Below are 22476 nucleotides of genomic sequence, written 5' to 3'. Positions count from 1 at the left end.
GGAGAGTCGCGTTCATGGCGTTCATGGTTTGGATGGAGTGGCGGCGGGCGCGGTCACGACGCGGCTGACGTAGCGCGGCAGGTTCCAGGCGCCGCCCGGGAAGTCGCGGCACAGGCTGTCGACGGTGGCACCGGTTCGCACGAAGCCCTTGCCGTCGAAATGCCAGGTTTCGGTCGACACGCAGTCGCCGATGCCGCGGACCCTCATGACCGAGGAGACGCTGGCGTCCTTGTCGTTGAAATCGCCGTTGGCCTCGAGGGCCGATGGCGCATAGGGCGGCTTGTCGTTGGCAATCCAGAGCTGGCTGGTGGAGTTGTAGGCACCCACGCTGCACTCCAGCGACAGCAGGATCTTGCTGTCGGTCAGGCGATGAACCTGAAACGATTTGGCCTGCACCGCGCCCATGCTGTTGCACGGGCCATCGGCTTCGCTCAACTTGAGAGAAGGGAAGATGCGCGCCGCCAGGGCGTCGTCGCCGGGGCGCGCCTTGACGGGCTTGAGCGCATTGACGACAGGCATCGGCAACGCCGCCGGCACGGCGGTTTCAGGCTTGCTTCCGCGGCGCACCAGGGCGCCCGGCGTGTCGACGCGACCCTGGGCTTCGTCCATCTTCAACAACACGGCGTTGAGGCCGGAGAGCGAGAGCACCCACTTCTTGCCGCCATTGGCCGTGAGCGTGGCGTCGTCGCTCTTGAGGAGTTCGGGCAGCACGGCGCGAACCTGGCTGGCGTCGAGGCTGGGAGAACTGCCTTCGAGGCCGGATACGGTGGCCTTGCCGACCTTCAGGCGCAACGGGCCCTTGGCCTCTTCCTCGCCGCCGGTCTGCAGTGCGATGTCGACCGTGGTGCCGGGGCCGGCCTTTCGGGTGATGCGCATCGATACCGGCTCGCCGTCCTGCTGGTAGCCGGCGGCGCGGCAGGTGCGCGTGTTGTCGCAGGCCAGTTCCCAGTCGTTGTGCGAAAAGGAAACCGGCGGCTTCTCGACGGGCGCGGCAGCCGTGGCGGACAGTGCCGCGAACGACAGCGCCGCGGCAACGCAGGCGACGTTCATGAGTTGGTCTTGCGGCGCAGGCGGTACTGCTCCAGGAACTTGGCGATGCGGTTGATGGCTTCGCGCAGGTCGTCCTCGTGGGGCAGGAACACGATGCGGAAATGGTCAGGCGTGGCCCAGTTGAAGCCGGTGCCCTGCACCAGCATCACGCGGGTTTCCTTCAGCAACTCCAGGAAGAACTGGCGGTCGTCCTCGATCGGGTAGACCTCGGGGTCGAGCTTGGGGAACATGTAGAGCGCGGCGCTCGGCTTGACGCAGCTCACGCCGGGAATGGCGGTGATCAGTTCATAAGCCAGGTCGCGCTGGCGTCGCAGGCGCCCGCCTTCGCACACGAGGTCGTTGATGCTCTGGTAGCCGCCAAGCGCCGTCTGGATGGCCCACTGGCCGGGCACGTTGGCGCACAGGCGCATGTTCGAGAGCATGTTCAGGCCCTCGATGTAGTCCTGCGCGGCGCGCTTGTTGCCCGACACCGCGAGCCAGCCGGCACGGTAGCCGCACGAGCGGTAGCTCTTGGAGAGCGAATTGAAGGTCAGCGTGAGCACGTCGGTCGACAGGCTCGCGATGGCGGTGTGCTTGACGCCGTCGTAGAGCACCTTGTCGTAGACCTCGTCGGCGAAGATCACGAGGTCGTGCTCGCGCGCGATGGCCACGATGCTCTTGAGCAGGTCGTCGGAATACAGCGCGCCGGTCGGGTTGTTCGGATTGATGACCACGATGCCCTTGGTGCGGGGCGTGATCTTGGCGCGGATGTCGTCGAGGTTCGGCATCCAGCCATTGGCCTCGTCGCACAGGTAGTGCACCGGGGTGCCGCCGGAGAGGCTCGTGGAGGCGGTCCAAAGCGGATAGTCGGGGGCCGGCAGGAGCAGCTCGTCGCCATCGTTGAGCAGCGCGTTCGTGGACATGGCGATCAGCTCGCTGGCGCCGTTGCCGAGGTAGATGTCGTCGAGCGTGACGCCCACGACGCCCTGCTTCTGCGTCTCGTGCATCACGGCCTTGCGCGCGGCGAAGACACCCTTGCTGTCCGAATAGCCCGCCGAGGTCGGCAGGTTGCGGATCATGTCCTGCTGGATTTCCTCGGGTGCGTCGAAGCCGAACACGGCCAGATTGCCGATGTTGAGCTTGATGATCTTCTGGCCGTCCTCTTCCATCTGCTTGGCGGCATCCATGATGGGACCGCGGATGTCGTAGAGGACGTTGGCCAGCTTGGCCGATTTCTTGAGCTGCTTCAAAGGGCCCTCCCGGGCGCGGATTAACGGGTTGAGACGGATTTGTTACTCGGAGATACAGGCCGGCGAGGTTCGCTTGCGAAAGCCCTTTCAAGCCCTCTGGCACCAGGGAAAACCTATAATTTGACCACAGTTCCCAGTGTCCAGATGAAGCTCCAGCCCGACAAATCAGACGCCCAGTCCCTCACCGCGCACGGCCCCGGCTGGGTTGCAATCAACAACGAAAAAGTCGAAGGCAGCGTGGTCGTCGGCTCGCGCGGCGAGCGCTTCGAATGGAACTGCGCCAGCTTCGACCAGCTCGGGCCGGAACATTTCGCGCAACTGACCTCGCTGGGCGCGGAATTGATCATTTTCGGCAGCGGAAACCGCATCCGCTTTCCCCAGCCGGCCTGGCTGAAGCCCCTCATGGCGCAGCGCACCGGCGTCGAGACCATGGACACCGCCGCCGCCTGCCGGACCTACAACATCCTGGCCGGGGAAGGCCGCCACGTAATCGCCGCCCTGCTGGTCGAGAGCCCGGCGGGTGGCTGATAGAGGTGTTTTCGGGGTAAAATACTAGGTTGCGAACAGGCCAGCTACCCCAAAGTTAGCAACGACCAATCCTCCATTCGTCGAGCAAGCCCCGAAAAAGGCTGAGAGGGCTCGAAGAACGGAATCTAACGGAGAAAACAAGTTTCATGGCGATCGTTGTCAACAAACCCATTCCTGAATTCGACGCCAGCGCCACGGGCGGCCTCAAGGTCTCGAATACCTCGCATCTCGGCCACGTGCTGGTCATGTATTTTTACCCGAAAGATAACACTCCGGGTTGCACGACCGAAGCAATGCAGTTTCGCGACCGCTACAAAGACTTCGAAAAAGCCGGCGCCACGGTCTTCGGCGTGTCCCGCGACAACATGAAGTCGCACGACGAATTCAAGGCCAAGCTCGAACTCCCCTTCGAACTCATCGCCGACACCGAAGAAAAAATGTGCCACATGTTCGGCGTGGTCAAGAACAAGATCATGTACGGCAAGAAGGTCAAGGGCATCGAGCGCAGCACCTTCCTCATTGGCGCCGACGGCATCCTGAAGGCCGAATGGCGCGGGCTCAAGGTTCCGGGGCACGTCGACGACGTGCTCAAGGCGGTCAAGGCGCTCAAGAAGGCGGCCTGATCACCGCAGGCGCCGCAAGCGCGCTTTCGCGGCGTGGCGTGGGAAATGCCCAACGCCACGCGCAAAAGAGCCCCCGGCGCGTCATTTGCAGTGTGCATAATGGCCTCATGCCGTTGAGCTCCACGACCGCATCCCCCGAACAAAGCCGCCTTGGTCTTCAGGCGGCTTTTTCGTTTTCTGGTTCCCACTTCCTGCGAGCGATCTGACACATGCCATTGCCCCCCGCCCCAACGAAACGCGCCGCATTGCTCTCGCCGGACGCACTCGACGCGCCCGCCCGGTCCTCGCACAGGGGCTCGCGCCGCGCCACCGACCAGCGCGCCGATGAGGCACCCGCACGCACGCCTCAACCGCTGGAGCTGTTCGACAGCATCGGCACCGACGGTGCCGGTGGCGCATCCGCCGCCACGCGCCCGGCGCGCCGGACCAAGGCGAAAGCCTCGCCCGCCGCACCCGCCGTCTCTCCCGCAACCTCGCCGGCACCCGTGAGCGCCCCCCAGCCGCAAGCCCTCATACAGGTCGAGACGAAGGTGCCGACCGCTTTGGCTGCCGCCCCGACACCCGTCGCCCCGGCGCCGCAGGCCCCCGCCCGCCCCAAGCGCAGCAAGTCCACCGGCCCCGCCAAGCTCTTCGTGCTCGACACCAATGTGCTGCTGCACGACCCGATGTGCCTGTTCCGCTTCGAGGAGCACGACATCTTCCTGCCGATGATCGTGCTGGAAGAACTCGACGGCCACAAGAAAGGCACCACCGAAGTCGCCCGCAACGGCCGGCAGACCAGTCGCACGCTCGACGCGCTGGCTGGCGCGCAGGATGCCGACATCGACAAGGGCCTGAAGCTCGACACCACCGGCCACCGCGAAGCCGGCGGCCGCCTGTTCTTCCAGACCGCCCCGCTCGACTACTCGCTGCCCGTCAGCCTGCCCCAGGGCAAGGCGGACAACCAGATCCTCGGCGTGGTGCAGGCGCTGCGCGACGAGTACGCCACCGACAAGCCCGGCAAGCCTAAGCAAGAGGTCGTGCTGGTGTCGAAGGACATCAACATGCGCGTCAAGGCGCGCGCGCTCGGCCTGGCCGCCGACGACTACCAGAACGACAAGACGCTGGAAGACGGCGACCTGCTCTACGCCGGCTCGCTGGCCCTGCCGCCCGACTTCTGGACCCGGCAGAGCAAGACGGTCGAAAGCTGGCAGAGCGGCAGCAACACCTTCTACCGGATCAGCGGTCCGCTGGTGCCCAACCTGTACATCAACCAGTTCGTCTTCTTCGAGGCGCCCGGCGAGCCGAGCATGTATGCGCGCGTCACCGAAATCCGCGACAAGACCGCGGTGCTCAAGACGCTCAAGGACTACAGCTCGGGCAAGAACGCCGTGTGGGGCGTGAACACGCGCAACCGCGAGCAGAACTTCGCGATGAACCTGCTGATGGACCCGGAGATCGACTTCGTCACGCTGACCGGCACCGCCGGCACCGGCAAGACCCTGATGGCGCTGGCCTCCGGCCTCACTCAGGTACTCGACGACCGCCGCTACACCGAGATCATCATGACCCGCGCCACCGTGAGCGTGGGCGAAGACATCGGCTTCCTGCCCGGCACCGAGGAAGAAAAGATGGGCCCCTGGATGGGCGCGCTCGACGACAACCTCGAGTTCCTGGCCAAGGGCGACGGCGGCGGTGCCGGCGAATGGGGCCGCGCGGCCACCAACGAGCTGATCCGCAGCCGCATCAAGGTCAAGAGCATGAACTTCATGCGCGGGCGCACCTTCCTGAACAAATACGTGATCATCGACGAGGCGCAGAACCTGACGCCCAAGCAGATGAAGACGCTGATCACGCGCGCCGGCCCCGGCACCAAGATCATCTGCATGGGCAACCTTGCGCAGATCGACACGCCGTACCTCACGGAAGGCTCCTCCGGCCTGACCTTCGCGGTCGACAAGTTCAAGGGCTGGCCGCACGGCGGGCATATCACGCTGGCGCGCGGCGAACGCTCGCGGCTGGCCGATTTCGCGAGCGACGTGCTCTAAGCCTTCGCTTCGTCCCGCACAGGGCCCGCGCATGCTCCCCCGAGCATCGCGGGCTTTTTTTCGCCCTGCCGACAGGCTACTGACAAGACGCTGTCAGTAGCCCGCCAGCACCATCGAGGCTCCCTCCCAACACACGAAAGAGAGCCCTCCAAATGCAAAACGCCATCAGCTGGTTCGAGATCCCGGTCGCCGACATGGACCGCGCCCAGACGTTCTATGAAACCGTCCTGGGCCGCAAGCTGCGCCGCGAGACCTTCGGCGACGACACGCTGGCCGTATTCCCCCACGACAAGCCCGCCACGGGCGGCGCCCTGCAAGCCGGCGCGAACGGCAGCGCACGTGCCGGCACCGGGATCCGCATCTACCTCGATTGCGCGCCCAGCATCGACGCCGTGCTGGCGCGCGTCGAGGCGGCCGGCGGACAGATCGTGGGGCCCAAGGCCGCGCTGCCGCCGGGCATGGGCTTCATCGCCTACCTGCGCGACACCGAAGGCAACGAAGTCGGTCTGCACGCGCTGGACTGAATCCATCATGACGCAGCGAAACTGGATCGCTGTGGCCAGCGCCGAGCACGCCCGGCGCGGCCGCGACCACCGGCCCACCGGCTTCATGCAGGTGGGCCACGGCAAGCATGCGCCACTCAAGCGACTCTCGCCCGGTGACCGCGTGGCCTACTACTCGCCGGCCACTGTGTTCGGCGGCACCGACAGGCTGCAGAGCTTCGTCGCGATCGGCATCGTGCAGCCCGGCGAGCCCTACGAGTTCGACATGGGCAACGGCTTCGTGCCCTGGCGCCGCGACGTGGCGTATGCGGCCACCCACGAAGCGCCCATCTCGCCGCTGATCGAACGCCTCGCCTTCATCGAGAACCCCAAGCAATGGGGCTACAAATTCCGCTTCGGCATGTTCGAGGTCAGTGATGACGACATGCGGCTGATCGCCCAGGCCATGAAGGCCGAACCGAAGACACTATTGTTTTGAGGAGAAAAAGAGAGATGGAACCCACCCGCCAGCACGTCGACGCCTTCCGCGTCTCGGGCCTCACCGTCCGCACCACCAACCGCGAAGAAAGCGCCCCGGCAACCGCTCGCCTCAGCGCGCTGTGGGGCCGCTTCTTCGGCGAAGAGACTTATGCATCGACCCCGAACCGCACGGCCGACATGCGCATCTTCGGCGTCTACTCGGCCTATGAATCGGATGCCCATGGCCCGTTCGACGTGACGGCCGGCGTCGTCGTCACGGATGGGGAAGGCAGCATTCCCATCGAGGCCGGCGACTACCTCGTCTTCACCGGCCAGGGCGAGATGCCGCACATGGTGATCGCCACCTGGCAGCACATCTGGCAATATTTCGAGGCACACCCGGATGTCGCGCGCAGATACCGCAGCGACTTCGAAGCCTACGAAGGACCGGACAAGGTGGCGATCCATATCGGAGTTGCATGAGCCCCGAACAGACCTGACCGGAACAAGCTGATGCGCCGCGCCGACCGCCTCTTCCAGATCGTGCAGCTCATTCGCGGGCGCCGCCTCACCACGGCCGCCTTCCTGGCGCAGCGCCTCGAGGTGTCGGAACGCACGGTGTACCGCGACGTGGCCGACCTGCAGCACCAGGGCGTGCCCATCGAAGGCGAGGCGGGCATGGGCTACCGGCTGGGCGCGGGCTTCGAGCTGCCGCCGCTGATGTTCACGCAGGACGAGGCATCAGCCTTGGTGGCCGCCGCGCGGATGGCGCAGAGCTGGGTCGACCCGGCGCTGGCACGCGACATCGAGACCGGCCTCGGCAAGATCCTTTCGGTGCTGCCGGTGGCGGCGCGAGTGTCGGCCGAGGCGCTGGCGCTCTACGCTCCCGCGATGGGCCTGGACCCCGCCTTGCGTGCGCGGCTGCAGACGCTGCGCGAGGCCGTGCAGTCGCACAACAAGCTGCGGCTGGCCTACCGCGACGTATCGGGCGACGCCAGCGAACGCACGGTGCGGCCGCTGGGTTGTTTCTACTGGGGCAAGGTATGGACGCTGTCGGCGTGGTGCGAACTGCGCGACGACTTCCGCGGCTTCCGGCTGGACCGCATGGACGCGATCGACATGCTGCCCGATCGTTTTCGCGACGAGCCCGGCAAGACGCTGGTCGACCTGCTTCGCACCTTCAAGGTCGAGAAAGTGCAAGGGCAGATCCTGCCGATCAAGTAGGCCCGTTCAGTACTGCTCGTTGTGGCTGTAGCCGGCCAGGTTCTCGAACTTGGTGATCGGCTTCAGGAAGGCCAGCTTGACGGTGCCCGTGGGACCGTTCCGGTGCTTGCTGATGATGACCTCGGCCACACCCGGCTCCTTGCTGTTCTTGTCGTAGTAGTCGTCGCGGTAGATGAACATGATGATGTCCGCGTCCTGCTCGATGGCACCGGATTCGCGCAAGTCGCTCATCATGGGACGCTTGTCGGTCCGGCTTTCCACGCCGCGGCTGAGCTGCGACAGCGCGATCACCGGGCACTTCAGTTCCTTGGCCAGCATCTTCAGGCCCCGCGAGATCTCGCCCACGGCGGTGGCGCGGTTCTCGTCGCCGGAGCTGCTGGTGGACATCAGCTGCAGGTAGTCGACCACGATCAGGCCAAGCCGTCCGTACTGGCGCGCCAGCCGCCGCGCATTGGCACGCAGTTCGCTGGTCGAAAGGCCCGGCGTCTCGTCGATGTGCAGCGACACGGTGCGCAGCTTCTCGATGGCTTCGGTCAGGCGTGGCCACTCTTCGTCGCTGAGCTTGCCGGTGCGCAGATGGCCCTGGTCGATGCGGCCGATCGAGCCCACGATACGCACCGCCAGCTGCGAGGCGCCCATTTCCATCGAGAACACAGCGACGGGCAACCCCTCTTCGAGCGCGACGTGCTCGGCGATGTTGATCGCGAGCGAGGTCTTGCCCATAGACGGACGCGCGGCCAGCACGATCATGTCGCCGGGCTGCAGGCCCGAGGTCATCTTGTCGAAGTCGTGAAAGCCGGTGCGGATGCCCGTGATGTCGTTCGGGTTCTCGGCCATCTCGGTCACGCGGTCGAGCAACTCGACCACCAGGGCATCCATGCTCTGGAAGCCCTGCTTCATCCGTGTGCCTTCTTCGCCGATGTTGAAGATCTTCTGCTCGGCTTCGTCGAGGATCTTGTCGACCTGCTTGCCTTGCGGATTGAAGGCCTGCGTCGCGATCTCGTCGGCAGCGGACACCAGTTTTCTCAGGATCGAGCGCTCGCGGACGATCTCTGCGTAGCGCCGGATGTTGCTCGCGCTGGGCACGTACTGCGCGAGCGAGTTCAGATAGACCAGCCCGCCGATCTCGTCGGCCTTGCCGAGGTTCTGCAACTGCTCGTAGACCGTGATCACGTCGGCCGGCTTGCTGGCATTGATCAGCCCGCCAATGGCGGCATAGATCAGCTTGTGTTCGTGCCGGTAGAAGTCGCCGTCGACCAGCAGATCGCCCATGCGATCCCAAGCTCCGTTGTCGAGCAGCAGGCCGCCGAGCACGCTCGATTCAGCCTCGATGGAATGAGGCGGAATGCGCAGTTGGGCGATCTGGCGGTCGGCCGACGGGTCATTGTCGGCATAGGAGAAAACGGCGGACATGGACTTCCCTTGCAACCCTGCATGCTAAGCCGCGCACGCCGATGCGTGTGTGGACAAGGTTGTGAATAAACGGTGATCTTCCAGTGCAATGCACTGGAAAACACGGGCGCGAAAAAAGAAAAGCCGCCCGAAGGCGGCTTCTGCTGCAGCGCACAAGGCGCTGTGAGCGATCAGGCGGTTTCGCCGTAGACCGTCACGGAGATGTCGACCACCACGTCGGTATGCAGGGCAACGCTCACGGTGCTGTCGCCGACGACCTTGATCGGGCCGTTGGGCAGGCGAACTTGCGCCTTGACAACCTTGTAGCCTTGCTTGCCCAGCTCTTCGGCGATGTCGCCGTTGGTGACCGAGCCGAACAGACGGCCGTCGACGCCAGCCTTTTGCGTCAGCTTGATGGTCGTGCCACCGAGCTTTTCGCCTTGAGCTTGCGATTCGGCCAGCTTGGCGGCCGCAGCCTTTTCGAGTTCGGCGCGCTTGGCTTCGAATTCGGCCTTGTTGGCGGCGGTGGCACGGCGGGCCAGGCCCGTCGGGATCAGGAAGTTGCGAGCGTAGCCGTCCTTGACCTTGACGATATCGCCCAGGGCACCGACGTTGACAACCTTGTCCAGAAGAATGATTTGCATGTTCTCGACTCCTTAGACGCGGTGCTGGTCGCTGTACGGCACCATGGCCAGGAAGCGCGCGCGCTTGATGGCGGTGTTCAGCTGGCGTTGGTAGATCGCGCGCGTGCCGGTCAGGCGGGCGGGAATGATCTTGCCGTTTTCGCTGATGAAGTCACGCAGCGTGTCGATGTCCTTGTAGTCGATTTCTTCGACGCCAGCGACGGTGAAGCGGCAGAAACGCTTGCGCTTGAACAGCAGCGACTGGGTGTTGCGCTTCGGGCGCTTGTCTTTGTTGAATTTCTTGAACGTGGCCATTTGAGGACCTCTTTTCGAAAATTAATCTTGCTGAAAATCCTGGATATGCAGGACCGGATGCTTGCCGTTGCCCGGTGTCGCGAGAAAGCCCTGAAAACGCCAGAGGCTCCCCATCGACTGCTTTGCGAGCCGTTCGGCGATTGCGCCGAAGGCCACGGCCTTGAGGGCCGTCTTGACCTGCCGGGGCTTACCCTCTTCCTGGAGCGTCGACTCGTGTTCGAGCTTCAGGTCGATGGCGGGCAAGCCGGCCGGCGTGAATCGCAAGGCTCCGAGTTCGGCAACGGAGGCGGACAGCAGAAGCTGGTTGGCCCCGGTTGCCGCAGCGGCAGCAGTCACACCATCAGTTGTTGTTGGCGGCGTACTCGGCCTGCTGGGCCTTGCGGGCCTCTTCGCGCTCGACCGTCTTCATCATCGACGAAGGACCGGTTTCGGCCTTCTTCTTCTGAACGGTCAGGTGGCGCAGCACGGCGTCGTTGAACTTGAACGCGTGTTCCAGTTCGGCCATCACGGCTTGTTCGGCTTCGATGTTGACGCACAGGTAGTGCGCCTTGTTGAGCTTGTTGATCTGGTAAGCCAGCTGACGGCGGCCCCAGTCTTCAACGCGGTGGACGTTGCCGCCGCCGGCCGTGATCAGGCCCTTGTAGCGCTCCAGCATGGCCGGAACTTGTTCGCTCTGATCCGGGTGGATCAGCAAAATGATTTCGTAGTGACGCATGGCACTCCTTGTGGATTCTTCCGAAGAAGAGGAAAAGCCACCTGCAGCGTCGGGCGCAGTGTGGCAAGGCAAAGCCGGCGATTATAGCCCTGTAATCTACGCCCCGGCAAGGCGCCTCAGTCGCCCAGGGCTTTGTCCAGGGGGGCAGCCTTCTCCGGGCCGACCGCGGCACGGATCTTCGGCGCCAGCGCCACCAGGTCGTCGTAGCTTGTCGTGCCCTCGACCTGGAGGTTGAGCCGGAAGCCCATCAGGCCCAGGCTGCCGGTGAGCTGGGTGGCGATGGGATAGGCGTCCTTGTAGCGCTGCTGCTTGCTGCGGCCGGAGCCGCTGGCGGCCGGCTTCGGCTCCTCGGCAGGGGCTGCCGGGCCCGCGGCAACGGGCTGCGCGGCCTTGCCGCCCACGGGCTCCAGCACGCCGAGCGAGATCATCTGGTCGACGTCTTCCCGCGAAATGCCCATGCCCGCGGCAAGCACGTCATCGACCGATCGCTTGCCGTCGAAAAGGATGAACGCCGAGCGCTGGCGTGGCGACAGCGGGACCGAGCGGTCTTTCAGGGCCTGGTGGCCCGCTTCGGTCTTGAGAAGAATCATGGTGGTCCCCGTTCCGGGATGCGCCCGTGAGTTCCCTCAAGTCTGGCAGCAAATACGCAATTTGTTTCAGAAACAGGCCAGTGGCGCGGGAATCCCCCATGGGGGATTTCCGCAATCCGACGGGCTTCAGCGCTTGGCGAGCTGCTGCCAGGTGTCGATCACGCTGTCGGGATTCAGCGAGATCGACTCAATGCCCTGTTCCGCCAGCCACAGCGCGAAGTCGGGGTGGTCGCTGGGGCCCTGGCCGCAGATGCCGACGTACTTGCCCTGCGCCTTGCAGGCCTTGATGGCGCGGCTCAGCATGGCCTTGACGGCAGGGTCGCGCTCGTCGAAGTCGGCGGCCAGCAGTTCGAGGCCCGAGTCGCGGTCCAGGCCCAGGGTGAGCTGGGTCAGGTCGTTCGAACCGATCGAGAAGCCGTCGAAGAACTGCAGGAACTCGTCGGCCAGGATGGCGTTGCTAGGCACCTCGCACATCATGATCAGCTTGAGCTCGTTCTCGCCGCGCTTCAGGCCGTGCTCGCCGAGCAGGCCGGTCACGCGCTCGGCCTGGCCCAGGGTGCGCACGAAGGGCACCATGATCTGCACGTTGGTCAGGCCCATGTCGTTGCGCACGCGCTTCAGCGCCTCGCATTCCATGGCGAAGGCTTCGCCGAAATCGGCGCTCAGGTAACGCGCGGCACCGCGGAAGCCCAGCATCGGGTTTTCTTCTTCCGGCTCGTAGCGGCTGCCACCGATCAGCTTGCGGTATTCGTTCGACTTGAAGTCGGACAGGCGCACGATGACGGGCTTGGGCCAGAACGCGGCCGCAATGGTCGCGATGCCTTCAGCCACCTTGTCGACGTAGAACGCACGCGGCGAAGCATGGCCGCGGGCCACCGACTCGACGGCCTTCTTCAGGTCGTTGTCGACGTTCGGATAATCGAGGATCGCCTTCGGGTGCACGCCGATGTTGTTGTTGATGATGAACTCCAGGCGGGCCAGGCCCACGCCGTGGTTCGGCAGCTGCGCGAAGTCGAAGGCGAGCTGCGGGTTGCCCACGTTCATCATGATCTTGAGGTCGATCTCGGGCATCACGCCGCGCTGCACTTCGGTCACTTCGGTCTCGAGCAGGCCGTCGTAGATGAAGCCGGTGTCGCCCTCGGCGCAGCTCACGGTCACCAGCGTGCCGTCCTTCAGCAGGTCGGTGGCATCGCCGCAGCCGACCACGGCCGGAATGCCGAGTTCACGCGCGATGATGGCCGCATGGCAGGTACGCCCGCCACGGTTGGTGACGATGGCGGCGGCACGCTTCATCACCGGTTCCCAGTTGGGATCGGTCATGTCGGTGACGAGCACGTCGCCGGCCTGCACCTTGTCCATTTCGCTGATGCTGTGCACGAGCCGCACGGGGCCGGTGCCGATCTTCTGGCCGATGGCGCGGCCTTCGGCCAGCACTGCGCCCTTGCCCAGCAGCTTGTAGCGCTGCTCGGCCTTGCCCTGCTGCTGGCTCTTCACTGTCTCGGGGCGTGCCTGCAGGATGTAGAGGTGGCCGTCGGTGCCGTCCTTGCCCCACTCGATGTCCATCGGGCGGCCATAGTGCTCCTCGATGACCAGGGCGTATCTGGCGAGCTGCTCGACGTCGGCGTCGCTCAGCGAGTAGCGGTTGCGCTGCTCGGCCTTGACGTCGGTGGTCTTCACCAGCTTGCCGCTCGCCTTTTTCTCTTCGGGCGTCGCGAACTCCATCTGGATCAGCTTGGAGCCGAGGTTGCGGCGGATGACGGCCTTCTTGCCGGCGCGCAGCGTCGGCTTGTGCACGTAGAACTCGTCGGGGTTCACGGCGCCCTGCACCACCGTTTCGCCCAGGCCGTAGCTGGAGGTGATGAACACCACGTCCTCGAAGCCCGATTCGGTGTCGATGGTGAACATCACGCCGGCGGCGCCGAGGTCGGAGCGCACCATGCGCTGCACACCGGCCGACAGCGCGACCACGTCATGCTCGAAGCCCTTGTGCACGCGGTAGCTGATGGCGCGGTCGTTGTAGAGGGAGGCGAACACCTCCTTCATCTTGTGCAGCACGTCGTCGATGCCGACCACGTTCAGGAACGTCTCTTGCTGGCCGGCGAACGAGGCGTCGGGCAGGTCTTCGGCGGTGGCCGAGGAACGCACGGCGAAAGATGCGGCCGGGTTGCCGGCACTCAGCGTGGCAAAGGCTTCACCGATGGCTTTCTGCAGGTCGGCCGGGAAAGGCTGGGCCTCGACCATGGCGCGGATCTCGGCGCCGGCGGTGGCCAGGGCGCGCACGTCTTCCGTGTCCAGCGCGGCCAGGCGCTTGCTGATCTTGTCGGCCAGGCCATCGTGGGCCAGGAACTGGCGGAATGCGTGCGCCGTGGTTGCGAAACCGGTAGGCACCCGCACGCCTTGCGGCAGCTGCGAGATCATTTCGCCGAGGCTGGCGTTCTTGCCGCCAACCGCCTCGACGTCGGTCATTCTCAGGTTTTCAAACGGTACGACCAGGGCGGTCGCGTCGAAAAGTGCAGACATGGGGAAGCTCCAGAAGTTGAAACCGGTGCCGCATGCAGACGGCGCGGCACGATCGTTGTCGTTGCTTTGGGTGCGGGCGCGGTGTGCATGGAAAGAATGGGGGCTGGGAAGCGGATTCCCGATAATGGCCCGGATTGTAGGCGTGGCAAGGTTGCCCGCGCCGCAGGACAAGGCCGCATGACCACGCATTCACGCACTGTTTTCTTCATTTCCGACGGCACCGGCATCACCGCGGAGACCTTCGGCAACGCCGTTCTGGCCCAGTTCGAGATGAAACCGCGCCACGTCAGGTTGCCTTTCACCGACACGGTCGACAAGGCCCACCAGGCGGTGCGGCAGATCAACCACACGGCTGAACTCGAGGGCGTGCGCCCCATCGTCTTCACCACGCTGGCCAACATGGACGTGCTGGAAGTCATCGAAACCGGCTGCAAGGGCATGCTGCTGGACATGTTCGGCACCTTCGTGCGGCCGCTGGAAATCGAGCTGGGCGTGAAGTCCAACCACCGGATCGGCCGCTTCAGCGACGTCAGCAAGAGCAAGGAATACAACGACCGCATCGCCGCGATCGATTTCAGCCTGCAGCACGACGACGGCCAGAGCAACCGCGACCTCGAGGGCGCCGACGTGATCCTGGTGGGCGTGAGCCGCAGCGGCAAGACGCCGACTTCGCTCTACCTGGCGATGCAGCACGGCCTGAAGGCGGCCAACTACCCGCTGATTCCGGAAGACTTCGACCGCCGCCAGCTGCCGCCGGCCCTGACGCCGCACCGCAAGAAGATCTTCGGCCTGACCATCCAGCCCGACCGGCTCAGCGAGATCCGCAACGAGCGCCGGCCCAATTCGCGCTACGCCAGCCTCGAGAACTGCCGCCACGAGGTGAGCGAAGCCGAGGCGATGATGCGGCGCGCCGGCATCCGCTGGCTGTCGACCACCACCAAGTCGATCGAGGAAATCGCGACGACGATCCTGCAGGAGCTGCGGCCCGAGCGGCTGACGTACTGAACCGCTATCTTTTGGATAGCAAAGAGCGCCCGGCAAGCGGGCGCTCTTGCATGGCTTAGCTGACGCGCACTCAGGCCGGAGCCGATGTGCGAATCAGGTGATCGAACGCACCCAGCGCTGCCTTCGCGCCATCGCCCGCCGCGATGATGATCTGCTTGAACGGCACCGTGGTGGCGTCACCCGCCGCGAACACGCCGGGCACCGAGGTCTGGCCGCGTGCGTCGACGATGATTTCGCCGTGCTTCGACAGCTCGACCGTGCCCTTGAGCCAGTCGGTGTTGGGCACCAGGCCGATCTGGATGAACACGCCTTCGAGCTCGACCTTCTTCAGCTCGCCCGTCGCACGGTCCTTGAAGACCAGGCCGTTGACCTTCTGGTCGCCGGTGATCTCGGTGGTCTGCGCATTGGTGAAGATGTCGACGTTCTTCAGGCTTTTGAGCTTGCGCTGCAGCACGGCGTCGGCGCGCAGTTGCGTGTCGAACTCGATCAGCGTGACGTGGCCGACGATGCCGGCCAGGTCGATGGCCGCTTCGACGCCCGAATTGCCGCCACCGATGACCGCGACGCGCTTGCCCTTGAACAGCGGGCCGTCGCAGTGCGGGCAGTAGGCCACGCCCTTGTTCTTGAACTCGTGCTCGCCGGGCACGTTGATGTTGCGCCAGCGCGCACCGGTCGAAATGATGACAGTCTTGCTCTTGAGCGAGGCGCCGCTTTCGAGCTGCACCTCGATGAGGTCGTTGCCCGGCACCAGCGCCTTGGCGCGCTGCAGGTTCATGATGTCCACGTCGTAGTCGCGCACATGCTCCTCGAGGGCGTGGGCGAACTTCGGTCCTTCGGTTTCCTTGATCGAGATGAAGTTCTCGATGCCCATGGTGTCGAGCACCTGGCCGCCGAAGCGCTCGGAGGCCACGCCGGTGCGGATGCCCTTGCGCGCGGCGTACACGGCCGCCGCGGCGCCGGCCGGGCCGCCGCCGACGATCAGCACGTCGAATGCATCCTTGCCGGCAATCTTCTTCGCTTCGCGCTCGACGCCGCTGTTGTCGATCTTGGCGAGGATTTCTTCCAGGCTCATGCGGCCCTGGCCGAATTCGGTGCCGTTCAGGAACACGGTCGGCACGGCCATGATCTGGCGTTCCTTGACTTCGTCCTGGAAGGTGCCGCCTTCGATCATGGTGGCGCGGATGCGCGGGTTCTGCACCGCCATCAGGTTCAGCGCCTGGACCACGTCGGGGCAGTTGTGGCAGGTGAGCGAGACGTAGATTTCGAACTCGAAATCGCCGTCGAGCGCCTTGATCTGGTCGAGCACGGCCTGCTCGACCTTCGGGGGATAGCCGCCGATCTGCAGCAGCGCGAGGATCAGCGACGTGAATTCATGGCCCATGGGCAGGCCGGCAAAGCGCGGGCCGTGGTTTTCGCTCGGGCGGTTGATCGAGAACGAGGGCTTGCGGTGGTTGTCGTCGCGGCTTTCGGTCAGCTTGACCAGCGGGGAAACATCAGCCACATCCTTCAGCAGCGACAACACTTCGCCCGAGGCCTTGCTGTCGTCGAGCGAAGCGACGATCTCGATCGGCTGCGTGGCGCGTTCGAGGTAACTCTTCAATTGGGCCTTGGTGTTTGCGTCGAGCATGAGGAACTCTCTTTCGATAACTGAAAACTATCAACTGGGGGACAAAAAAGCCCGGGGCCTCGTGAGCGCCCGGGCTTTCGCACGGGGACGCTTAGATCTTGCCGACGAGGTCGAACGACGGAGCGATCGTCTTGTCGCCTTCGTTCCACTTGGCCGGGCACACTTCGTTCGGGTGAGCGGCGGTGTAGACGGCTGCCTTGAGCTTGCGCAGGGTTTCCTTGACGTCGCGAGCGATTTCGTTGGAGTGCACTTCGGCGGTCTTGATGATGCCCTCAGGATTGATCACGAAAGTGCCGCGCAGTGCCAAGCCTTCTTCGGGGATGTGCACGCCGAAAGCGTTGGTCAGCGTGTGGGTCGGGTCGCCAACCAGCGGGAACTTGGCCTTGCCGACGGCCGGCGAGGTGTCATGCCAGACCTTGTGCGAGAAGTGCGTGTCGGTGGTCACGATGTAGACCTCGGCACCCAGCTTCTGGAACTCGGGGTAGTTGTCGGCCGCGTCTTCGACTTCGGTCGGGCAGTTGAAGGTGAACGCCGCCGGCATGAAGATCAGCACGGACCACTTGCCCTTGAGCGTCTCGTCGGACACGTCGATGAACTTGCCGTTGAGGTAGGCCTGGGTCTTGAAGGGCTGGACTTGGGTGTTGATCAGGGACATTGAAATTCCTTAGATGCTGCGGTTGGACAAAGATAAGTGCGAGCCATTAGTATAACTACCAATCAAACACATTCAATAGTCAGTATCTATTAAAAGTATTGGAGCTTGCTATGTTCACGATGGCTGCGAAACGCTTTTGGACATGAACCAATACGAACGTGTATCACCATCACACGCATGCAGACCGGCGCAGCATGGGATTGCTTGCAAGCGTGCGTCCGGTCCTCTGACAATCCCCTCTTTCAGAACAAGGAAAACGATCATGAAGGGCGACCCCAAGGTCATCGAACATCTGCAGGCGCAGCTCAAGAACGAGCTGACTGCAATCAACCAGTACTTCCTCCACTACCGCATGCTCAAGCACTGGGGCCTGGACAAGCTGGCAAAGAAGGAATACGAGGAATCGATCGGCGAAATGAAGCACGCCGACAAGCTGATGGACCGCATCTTCATGCTCGACGGCCTGCCGAACCTGCAGGACCTGGGCAAGCTGAACATCGGCGAAGACGTGCCCGAGCTGCTGCGTTGCGACCTCGGCGCCGAAACCGGCGCGCAAGCCACCATCAAGGACGGCATCGCGCATTGCGAATCGGTGCGCGACTATGTCTCGCGCGATCTGCTGCAAGAGATCCTGGACGACACGGAAGAGCACATCGACTTCCTCGAAACCCAGATCGACCTGATCGACAAGGTCGGCCTGCAGAACTACCTGCAGTCGCAGATGGGCGAACTCGAATAAGCAAGGCTTCCGCGCTTGCCAGCCAACGGGACTTCGGTCCCGTTTTTTATTGCTTTACGTAACTTAACCACGCTCAATTAGCAGTCATTCTCATTTGCGCAGATAGAATCCGCGCCTTCGATGACTGCCGCCCGCCCCGACACCCGACGCCGCGCCTACTGGCTCAAGACCCTGCATGAATGGCACTGGGTCAGCTCCGCGATCTGCCTGATCGGCATGATCCTGTTCAGCGTCACGGGCTTCACGCTGAACCACGCCGGCCAGATCGAGGCCAAGCCGGCCGTCACCAAGCTCAGCGGTACCGTCGACGAAGCCTTGCGCGCGCAGCTCGAAAAGCAGTTGCCGGCCGCCAGGGCCGAGAAGGGCAAGGCCCCCCTGCCCGCGGAACTGCAGGCCTGGGTCCAACAGCACTGGGATATAGCCACCGCCGGCCGCGACGCCGAATGGTCGGACGACGAAATCTATCTTTCGCTCCCCCGCCCCGGCGGCGACGCCTGGCTGCGCCTGAGCCTGGCCGACGGCGAGATCGAATACGAGCGCACCGATCGCGGCTGGCTCTCTTACTTCAACGACCTCCACAAGGGCCGCAACACCGGCGCTGCGTGGAGTTGGTTCATCGACATCTTCGCGGGCGCCGCGCTGGTCTTTTCGATCACCGGCCTGTTCATTCTCAAGATGCACGCCGGCAACCGTCCTTTCACCTGGCCCATGGTGGGCATGGGGCTGGTGGTGCCGGTGCTGCTCGCGCTGCTGTTCATTCATTGATCCATCCGTCGTTTCAGAAAAAGAGGTTCCCGTGCACGTTCGCTACTCACTCGCGCCGCTTGCCATGTCGGCACTGTTCGCGGCTCCGGCCTTCGCAGCCGGGCTGGCAGTCAATATCGAGATTCCGCGGCTGAACGTCTCCGAATACCACCGTCCCTACGTGGCGACCTGGATCGAGCGCAGCGACAACACCGTGGCCGGCACGCTGGCCGTCTGGTACGACGTGCGCACCAAGACGAACAACCCCGAGGGCGAAGGCACGAAGTGGCTGAAGGACCTGCGCCAGTGGTGGCGCCGCGGCGGCCGCGAACTCGCGGTGCCGGTCGACGGAGTCACGGGCGCTACCAAGCCCGCCGGCAAGCACCAGCTGAGCTTCACCGAAGGCTCGGCCCAGATGCCCAAGCTCGCACCCGGCGCCTACAAGCTGGTGGTGGAAGCCGCGCGCGAAGTGGGCGGCCGCGAAGTCGTGAGCATCCCCTTCCAGTGGCCGCCGACCGCCGCCGCGCAGCCGACCGCGTCCGGCAAGGAAGAGCTCGGCGAGATCAAGCTCGAACTCAAGCCCTGAGCGGCACTGCACGACCGTCTTTCACCGCCAGCCCGTCACCTCAAGGATCTGCCAACATGACCCACCTCACCCTGCGCGCCGCCGGCCTTGCCGTCGTCCTCACGGCCGTCGCCTCGCTGGCCCAGGCACACAACGCCTGGCTGCTGCCCTCGTCCACCGTGTTTTCCAAGGCCGACACCGTCACCATTGACGCCGCGGTGTCGAACGACCTCTTCGTCGCCAACCACGCGCCGCTGCGCCTGGATGGCCTGCAGATCACAGCCCCCGACGGCAGCACCGTCAAGCCCGAGACCGAAGCGAAGCTCAAGCTGCGCAACGTGTTCGACGTGAACGTGGCGCAGACCGGCACCTACCGCATCGCGGTGATCAACGCCGGCGCGTTCGCGAGCTGGAAGGACAAGGCAACCGGCCAGACCAAGCGCGCACGCGGCACGGCCGAAAGCATTGCCAAGGAAGTACCGGCCGATGCAACGGAAGTGGCGATCACGCAGTCGTCCGGCCGCATCGAGACCTTCGTGACCGTCGGCAAGCCTTCGGCGCTCAAGCCGATCGGCCAGGGCCTGGAGCTGGTCTCCGCGGGCAGCCCGACCGACCTGGCCAAGGGCGAGAAAACCACCTTCACGCTGAACCTCGACGGCCAGCCCGTGAAAGACCTCGAAGTGACGGTGACGGCAGGCAACACGCAGTACCGCGACAAGCTCGAGGAAATCAAGCTCAAGACCGACGACAAGGGCCAGTTCAGCGTGACCTGGCCGGCCGCCGGCATGTACTGGCTCGACGCCAGCACCAAGGACAACAAGACCACGGTGCCACAAGCCAAGGAACGCCGCCTGAGCTACGCCGCCACCCTTGAAGTGATGCCCTGACGCGGCAAGCGGCCTTGGGAATCTCGTTCAGCACCTGGCGCGCTGGCGGCTACGCCAACGCGGCCGTCCCTCGCCCAGCCGACCCTGCCAGTCTCCAGCAGTTGGCCGGCCAGACGATGGGCACCACCTGGTCGCTGCGGTTCGACAACCAGCGGATGCTGCCGCTGTCGTCGGTGCGCGAGGCTGTCGAGGAGGCACTGGGCGCGGTGATCGCGCAGATGAGCCACTGGGAACAGGATTCGGACATCAGCCGGATCAACCGTTCGACCGCCGGGTCGCGCCATGTGCTACCGAAGGAGTTCGCCGAGGTGATGCGCTGCGCGGCAAGCTGGGGAGCTGCCAGCGGCGGGGCAATCGATCCGACGGTCGGGCTTCTTGTCGCCTGCTGGGGCTTCGGCCCCGAGGCCGATGAATCCGGCGTGCCTGTCGCGCAGGCCCTTGCCGAAGCGCGTTCGCAGGTCGGCTGGCAGCGATTGGCATTCGATGCAGCCGGCGGCGCGCTGACGCAGCCGGGTGGTGTTGTGCTCGATCTTTCCGGCATCGCCAAGGGCTTCGCGGTCGATCACGGCACGCAGGCGCTGCAGGCACTGGGGCTGAGCGACTTCCTGTTCGAAATAGGCGGTGAGCTGCGGGGAGTCGGGCGGCGTCCCGGCGGGCAGCCGTGGCAAGTGCAGGTCGATAGCGGCCTTGCAGTCGCGGAACTCGTCGCGCTGGCGGACATGGCTGTCGCGACATCCGGCGACCGGTGGCACCAGCGGGCGCATGAAGGCAGGCACTGGTCGCACACCATCGATCCGCGTACCGGGGAGCCGGTCGCCCATGCGCTGGCCAGCGTCACCGTGCTGCACCCGCGGTGCATGGAAGCCGACGCGCTGGCCACCGTGCTGACCGTGTTGGGCCCCGACGACGGGTGGGACTTCGCGGAACGGCACCGTGTCGCCGCGTTGTTCGCGAGTCATGGCGATCCGTCGCCCACCATGCGAGCCACGAGCAACTGGCCTGCACAAGCCCGGTCATGAACGAGGCCGTGTGGCGCGCGCTCGGCGCGAGCTCTTCCGCGATCGCCTATGGCGCGTTGTGCACGGCCATCTATATACGTGAGCGCCGGAGAAAAGCGGCAGCCTTGCGTGCCGCCGCAGCGCTGTCGGCCGACAGCCGTGACGAACCGCCCACCCTCGTGGTTTTCGCGAGCCAGACAGGCCAGGCGGAAACCATCGCCTGGCAGACGGCGAAGCAGTTGCGAGCCGCCGGCACGCCGGTGCGGGTGATGGAGATGAACACGCTCGATGCGGAGACTCTCGGTGCCACGCGCCGAGCCCTGTTCATAGCAAGCACCTACGGCGAAGGCGATGCACCCGACGGCGCCAGCGTCTTCTGCGAGCAAGTGATGGGTTCGACGCAGCAACTGGGGTCGCTCCGCTACGCAGTGCTGGCGCTGGGTGACCGGCAATATGCAAACTTCTGCGGCTTCGGTCGAGCGCTCGACGAGTGGCTGCATGCGGCGGGCGCCGCGCCTGAATTCGAGCGCATCGAGGTCGACAACAGCGATCCGGCCGCACTGGCCGGGTGGCAAGCCCGGTGGGGCTCCTCGGCGGACGCCGCAAGCTCCGCCGAAGAGCCAGGCGGCGCCTTCGCGCAATGGCGGCTGACCAGCCGGGAACTGCTCAATCCCGGCAGCGCCGGCGCCCCTGTCTTTCACTTGGGACTGGTGCCTCAGACCGGCCCGATGCCGCAATGGGCCTCCGGCGACCTGGCACAGGTAGCGGTCGCAAGCGACCCCACGCATCCTCGCGACTACTCGATCTCGTCCCTGCATTCCGATGGCGAGCTGCAACTTCTGGTGCGGCAGGAACAGCATCCCGACGGCACGCTGGGCGCCGCGTCGGGCCTGCTCACGTCCACCCTCACGGTAGGCGACAGCGTGGCGGTGCGCCTGCGGCCGCATCGCGGCTTTCGCCTCGACGGCAACGAAGCCCGCCCGTTGATCCTCATCGGGAACGGCACAGGCCTGGCGGGACTGCGCGCCCACCTGCGTGCACGGGCAGCCGCGGGCCGGCACGACAACTGGCTGGTATTCGGCGAGCGCCAGGCAGCCCACGACTTTCTCTACCGCGAAGAGATCGACGCCTGGCGGGCTCAAGGCGTGCTTCGTCGCCTCGACATGGTGTTCTCACGCGACCAGCCGGGGCGCTTATACGTACAGCACCGGCTGTTGCAATCGGCCGACACCTTGCTGCAGTGGCTGCAGGACGGCGCGGCAATCTATGTCTGCGGGAGCCTCCGGGGCATGGCCTCGGGCGTGGATGCCGCTTTGCGCCAGATTGCCGGCGAAGGCTTGGTGAGTGAGCTATCGACGAGCGGACGCTACCGGCGCGACGTCTATTGAACCCGGCCGTCGCAGCCGGGCTCGTCCGCTGCGGTGCGACACTGGAACCCCTGCCCGTTCCGGGGCTTTT

General features: G+C 64.8%; 25 protein-coding genes. 14 read left to right on the top strand and 11 right to left on the bottom strand.

From position 1 onward, the window contains the following. Nucleotides 1-21: 21 nt before the first annotated feature. On the bottom strand, nt 22-1050 hold the full coding sequence (locus tag ACQY8B_RS05900; protein WP_422085824.1) for a DUF1176 domain-containing protein: 1029 nt from the start codon (nt 1048-1050) through the stop codon (nt 22-24). After that, on the bottom strand, nt 1047-2279 hold the full coding sequence (locus ACQY8B_RS05895) for a pyridoxal phosphate-dependent aminotransferase (protein ID WP_422085823.1): 1233 nt from the start codon (nt 2277-2279) through the stop codon (nt 1047-1049). Before ACQY8B_RS05895 ends, ACQY8B_RS05900 begins: the two co-directional genes overlap by 4 nt. A gap of 144 nt (nt 2280-2423) precedes the next feature. Between ACQY8B_RS05895 and ACQY8B_RS05890 the strand changes: the two genes are divergently transcribed. The 7 genes from ACQY8B_RS05890 to ACQY8B_RS05860 all read left to right on the top strand — a co-directional run bounded on the left by ACQY8B_RS05890 (nt 2424) and on the right by ACQY8B_RS05860 (nt 7643). Then, nucleotides 2424-2807 carry an Mth938-like domain-containing protein gene (locus tag ACQY8B_RS05890; RefSeq protein ID WP_422085822.1) on the top strand — a complete coding sequence of 128 codons (384 nt, stop codon included), beginning with the start codon at nt 2424-2426 and terminating at the stop codon, nt 2805-2807. A 146-nt stretch (nt 2808-2953) separates the two neighbouring features. Then, entirely contained in the window at nt 2954-3430 is a 477-nt protein-coding gene (locus tag ACQY8B_RS05885) for a peroxiredoxin (protein ID WP_422085821.1), read from the top strand. A 209-nt stretch (nt 3431-3639) separates the two neighbouring features. Next, the gene (locus ACQY8B_RS05880; protein ID WP_422085820.1) at nt 3640-5457 is read left to right on the top strand and encodes a PhoH family protein; all 1818 of its coding nucleotides are present in this window, start codon (nt 3640-3642) and stop codon (nt 5455-5457) included. Between the two features lie 152 nt (nt 5458-5609). After that, entirely contained in the window at nt 5610-5981 is a 372-nt protein-coding gene (locus ACQY8B_RS05875; RefSeq protein ID WP_422085819.1) for a VOC family protein, read from the top strand. A 7-nt stretch (nt 5982-5988) separates the two neighbouring features. Then, entirely contained in the window at nt 5989-6438 is a 450-nt protein-coding gene (locus ACQY8B_RS05870) for an EVE domain-containing protein (RefSeq protein ID WP_422085818.1), read from the top strand. Nucleotides 6439-6452: 14 nt separating this feature from the next. Beyond that, nucleotides 6453-6902, top strand: a complete 450-nt coding sequence (locus tag ACQY8B_RS05865; protein WP_422085817.1) for a GyrI-like domain-containing protein — start codon at nt 6453-6455, stop codon at nt 6900-6902. 30 nt (nt 6903-6932) lie between these two features. After that, entirely contained in the window at nt 6933-7643 is a 711-nt protein-coding gene (locus ACQY8B_RS05860) for a helix-turn-helix transcriptional regulator (RefSeq protein ID WP_422085816.1), read from the top strand. 6 nt (nt 7644-7649) lie between these two features. Here ACQY8B_RS05860 and dnaB read toward each other — a convergent pair whose 3' ends face one another. The 7 genes from dnaB to ppsA all read right to left on the bottom strand — a co-directional run bounded on the left by dnaB (nt 7650) and on the right by ppsA (nt 13798). Further along, on the bottom strand, nt 7650-9056 hold the full coding sequence (dnaB, locus tag ACQY8B_RS05855; RefSeq protein WP_422085815.1) for a replicative DNA helicase: 1407 nt from the start codon (nt 9054-9056) through the stop codon (nt 7650-7652). 170 nt (nt 9057-9226) lie between these two features. Beyond that, nucleotides 9227-9679, bottom strand: a complete 453-nt coding sequence (rplI, locus tag ACQY8B_RS05850) for a 50S ribosomal protein L9 (RefSeq protein ID WP_422085814.1) — start codon at nt 9677-9679, stop codon at nt 9227-9229. Between the two features lie 12 nt (nt 9680-9691). Next, nucleotides 9692-9973: a 30S ribosomal protein S18 gene (gene rpsR / locus ACQY8B_RS05845; RefSeq protein WP_007830781.1), complete on the bottom strand. Its 282-nt coding sequence runs from the start codon at nt 9971-9973 to the stop codon at nt 9692-9694. Nucleotides 9974-9994: 21 nt separating this feature from the next. Continuing rightward, complete coding sequence (gene priB, locus ACQY8B_RS05840) at nt 9995-10309, bottom strand: primosomal replication protein N (RefSeq protein ID WP_422085813.1); 315 nt, start codon at nt 10307-10309, stop codon at nt 9995-9997. 4 nt (nt 10310-10313) lie between these two features. Beyond that, complete coding sequence (gene rpsF / locus ACQY8B_RS05835) at nt 10314-10688, bottom strand: 30S ribosomal protein S6 (RefSeq protein WP_081270471.1); 375 nt, start codon at nt 10686-10688, stop codon at nt 10314-10316. Between the two features lie 116 nt (nt 10689-10804). Next, complete coding sequence (locus ACQY8B_RS05830; protein WP_422085812.1) at nt 10805-11278, bottom strand: hypothetical protein; 474 nt, start codon at nt 11276-11278, stop codon at nt 10805-10807. A gap of 126 nt (nt 11279-11404) precedes the next feature. Then, nucleotides 11405-13798: a phosphoenolpyruvate synthase gene (gene ppsA, locus ACQY8B_RS05825; RefSeq protein ID WP_422085811.1), complete on the bottom strand. Its 2394-nt coding sequence runs from the start codon at nt 13796-13798 to the stop codon at nt 11405-11407. A 177-nt stretch (nt 13799-13975) separates the two neighbouring features. Here ppsA and ppsR point away from each other — a divergent pair, with 177 nt between their 5' ends. Continuing rightward, nucleotides 13976-14803, top strand: a complete 828-nt coding sequence (ppsR, locus tag ACQY8B_RS05820) for a posphoenolpyruvate synthetase regulatory kinase/phosphorylase PpsR (protein WP_081270474.1) — start codon at nt 13976-13978, stop codon at nt 14801-14803. Nucleotides 14804-14873: 70 nt separating this feature from the next. Here the strand turns inward: ppsR and ahpF are convergent, their stop codons facing one another. After that, nucleotides 14874-16430, bottom strand: coding sequence for an alkyl hydroperoxide reductase subunit F (gene ahpF / locus ACQY8B_RS05815; protein WP_422085810.1), 1557 nt, complete (start codon nt 16428-16430; stop codon nt 14874-14876). A gap of 91 nt (nt 16431-16521) precedes the next feature. Then, entirely contained in the window at nt 16522-17085 is a 564-nt protein-coding gene (gene ahpC, locus ACQY8B_RS05810) for an alkyl hydroperoxide reductase subunit C (RefSeq protein WP_007830764.1), read from the bottom strand. A gap of 262 nt (nt 17086-17347) precedes the next feature. On the opposite strand from ahpC, the gene bfr reads away from it, so the two are divergent. The 6 genes from bfr to ACQY8B_RS05780 all read left to right on the top strand — a co-directional run bounded on the left by bfr (nt 17348) and on the right by ACQY8B_RS05780 (nt 22406). After that, nucleotides 17348-17824, top strand: a complete 477-nt coding sequence (bfr, locus tag ACQY8B_RS05805) for a bacterioferritin (RefSeq protein ID WP_081270476.1) — start codon at nt 17348-17350, stop codon at nt 17822-17824. Nucleotides 17825-17944: 120 nt separating this feature from the next. Further along, nucleotides 17945-18589: a PepSY-associated TM helix domain-containing protein gene (locus ACQY8B_RS05800; RefSeq protein WP_422085809.1), complete on the top strand. Its 645-nt coding sequence runs from the start codon at nt 17945-17947 to the stop codon at nt 18587-18589. Nucleotides 18590-18653: 64 nt separating this feature from the next. Continuing rightward, on the top strand, nt 18654-19154 hold the full coding sequence (locus tag ACQY8B_RS05795) for a DUF2271 domain-containing protein (protein WP_422089159.1): 501 nt from the start codon (nt 18654-18656) through the stop codon (nt 19152-19154). A 56-nt stretch (nt 19155-19210) separates the two neighbouring features. Further along, nucleotides 19211-20020, top strand: a complete 810-nt coding sequence (locus tag ACQY8B_RS05790; protein WP_422085808.1) for a DUF4198 domain-containing protein — start codon at nt 19211-19213, stop codon at nt 20018-20020. A 116-nt stretch (nt 20021-20136) separates the two neighbouring features. Next, nucleotides 20137-21039 (top strand): FAD:protein FMN transferase, encoded by a 903-nt coding sequence (locus tag ACQY8B_RS05785; RefSeq protein WP_422085807.1) that lies wholly within the window; start codon nt 20137-20139, stop codon nt 21037-21039. Beyond that, nucleotides 21036-22406: a sulfite reductase subunit alpha gene (locus ACQY8B_RS05780; protein WP_422085806.1), complete on the top strand. Its 1371-nt coding sequence runs from the start codon at nt 21036-21038 to the stop codon at nt 22404-22406. Before ACQY8B_RS05785 ends, ACQY8B_RS05780 begins: the two co-directional genes overlap by 4 nt. Nucleotides 22407-22476: the final 70 nt, after the last annotated feature.

Source organism: Variovorax sp. (genome assembly GCF_965279555.1).
In the GTDB taxonomy this organism is placed as follows: Bacteria; Pseudomonadota; Gammaproteobacteria; order Burkholderiales; family Burkholderiaceae_C; genus Variovorax.
This window is presented reverse-complemented; position numbering and strand designations above follow the sequence as displayed.

Excerpts from the sequence above, each read along its gene's own strand:
- ACQY8B_RS05900 (WP_422085824.1), bottom strand. The coding sequence starts at position 1,050 with ATGAACGTCGCCTGCGTTGCCGCGGCGCTGTCGTTCGCGGCACTGTCC.
- ACQY8B_RS05890 (WP_422085822.1), top strand. The coding sequence starts at position 2,424 with ATGAAGCTCCAGCCCGACAAATCAGACGCCCAGTCCCTCACCGCGCAC.
- ACQY8B_RS05885 (WP_422085821.1), top strand. The coding sequence starts at position 2,954 with ATGGCGATCGTTGTCAACAAACCCATTCCTGAATTCGACGCCAGCGCC.
- ACQY8B_RS05880 (WP_422085820.1), top strand. The coding sequence starts at position 3,640 with ATGCCATTGCCCCCCGCCCCAACGAAACGCGCCGCATTGCTCTCGCCG.
- ACQY8B_RS05875 (WP_422085819.1), top strand. The coding sequence starts at position 5,610 with ATGCAAAACGCCATCAGCTGGTTCGAGATCCCGGTCGCCGACATGGAC.
- ACQY8B_RS05870 (WP_422085818.1), top strand. The coding sequence starts at position 5,989 with ATGACGCAGCGAAACTGGATCGCTGTGGCCAGCGCCGAGCACGCCCGG.
- ACQY8B_RS05865 (WP_422085817.1), top strand. The coding sequence starts at position 6,453 with ATGGAACCCACCCGCCAGCACGTCGACGCCTTCCGCGTCTCGGGCCTC.
- ACQY8B_RS05860 (WP_422085816.1), top strand. The coding sequence starts at position 6,933 with ATGCGCCGCGCCGACCGCCTCTTCCAGATCGTGCAGCTCATTCGCGGG.
- dnaB (WP_422085815.1), bottom strand. The coding sequence starts at position 9,056 with ATGTCCGCCGTTTTCTCCTATGCCGACAATGACCCGTCGGCCGACCGC.
- rplI (WP_422085814.1), bottom strand. The coding sequence starts at position 9,679 with ATGCAAATCATTCTTCTGGACAAGGTTGTCAACGTCGGTGCCCTGGGC.
- rpsR (WP_007830781.1), bottom strand. The coding sequence starts at position 9,973 with ATGGCCACGTTCAAGAAATTCAACAAAGACAAGCGCCCGAAGCGCAAC.
- rpsF (WP_081270471.1), bottom strand. The coding sequence starts at position 10,688 with ATGCGTCACTACGAAATCATTTTGCTGATCCACCCGGATCAGAGCGAA.
- ACQY8B_RS05830 (WP_422085812.1), bottom strand. The coding sequence starts at position 11,278 with ATGATTCTTCTCAAGACCGAAGCGGGCCACCAGGCCCTGAAAGACCGC.
- ppsA (WP_422085811.1), bottom strand. The coding sequence starts at position 13,798 with ATGTCTGCACTTTTCGACGCGACCGCCCTGGTCGTACCGTTTGAAAAC.
- ppsR (WP_081270474.1), top strand. The coding sequence starts at position 13,976 with ATGACCACGCATTCACGCACTGTTTTCTTCATTTCCGACGGCACCGGC.
- ahpF (WP_422085810.1), bottom strand. The coding sequence starts at position 16,430 with ATGCTCGACGCAAACACCAAGGCCCAATTGAAGAGTTACCTCGAACGC.
- ahpC (WP_007830764.1), bottom strand. The coding sequence starts at position 17,085 with ATGTCCCTGATCAACACCCAAGTCCAGCCCTTCAAGACCCAGGCCTAC.
- bfr (WP_081270476.1), top strand. The coding sequence starts at position 17,348 with ATGAAGGGCGACCCCAAGGTCATCGAACATCTGCAGGCGCAGCTCAAG.
- ACQY8B_RS05800 (WP_422085809.1), top strand. The coding sequence starts at position 17,945 with ATGACTGCCGCCCGCCCCGACACCCGACGCCGCGCCTACTGGCTCAAG.
- ACQY8B_RS05795 (WP_422089159.1), top strand. The coding sequence starts at position 18,654 with ATGTCGGCACTGTTCGCGGCTCCGGCCTTCGCAGCCGGGCTGGCAGTC.
- ACQY8B_RS05790 (WP_422085808.1), top strand. The coding sequence starts at position 19,211 with ATGACCCACCTCACCCTGCGCGCCGCCGGCCTTGCCGTCGTCCTCACG.
- ACQY8B_RS05785 (WP_422085807.1), top strand. The coding sequence starts at position 20,137 with ATGGGCACCACCTGGTCGCTGCGGTTCGACAACCAGCGGATGCTGCCG.
- ACQY8B_RS05780 (WP_422085806.1), top strand. The coding sequence starts at position 21,036 with ATGAACGAGGCCGTGTGGCGCGCGCTCGGCGCGAGCTCTTCCGCGATC.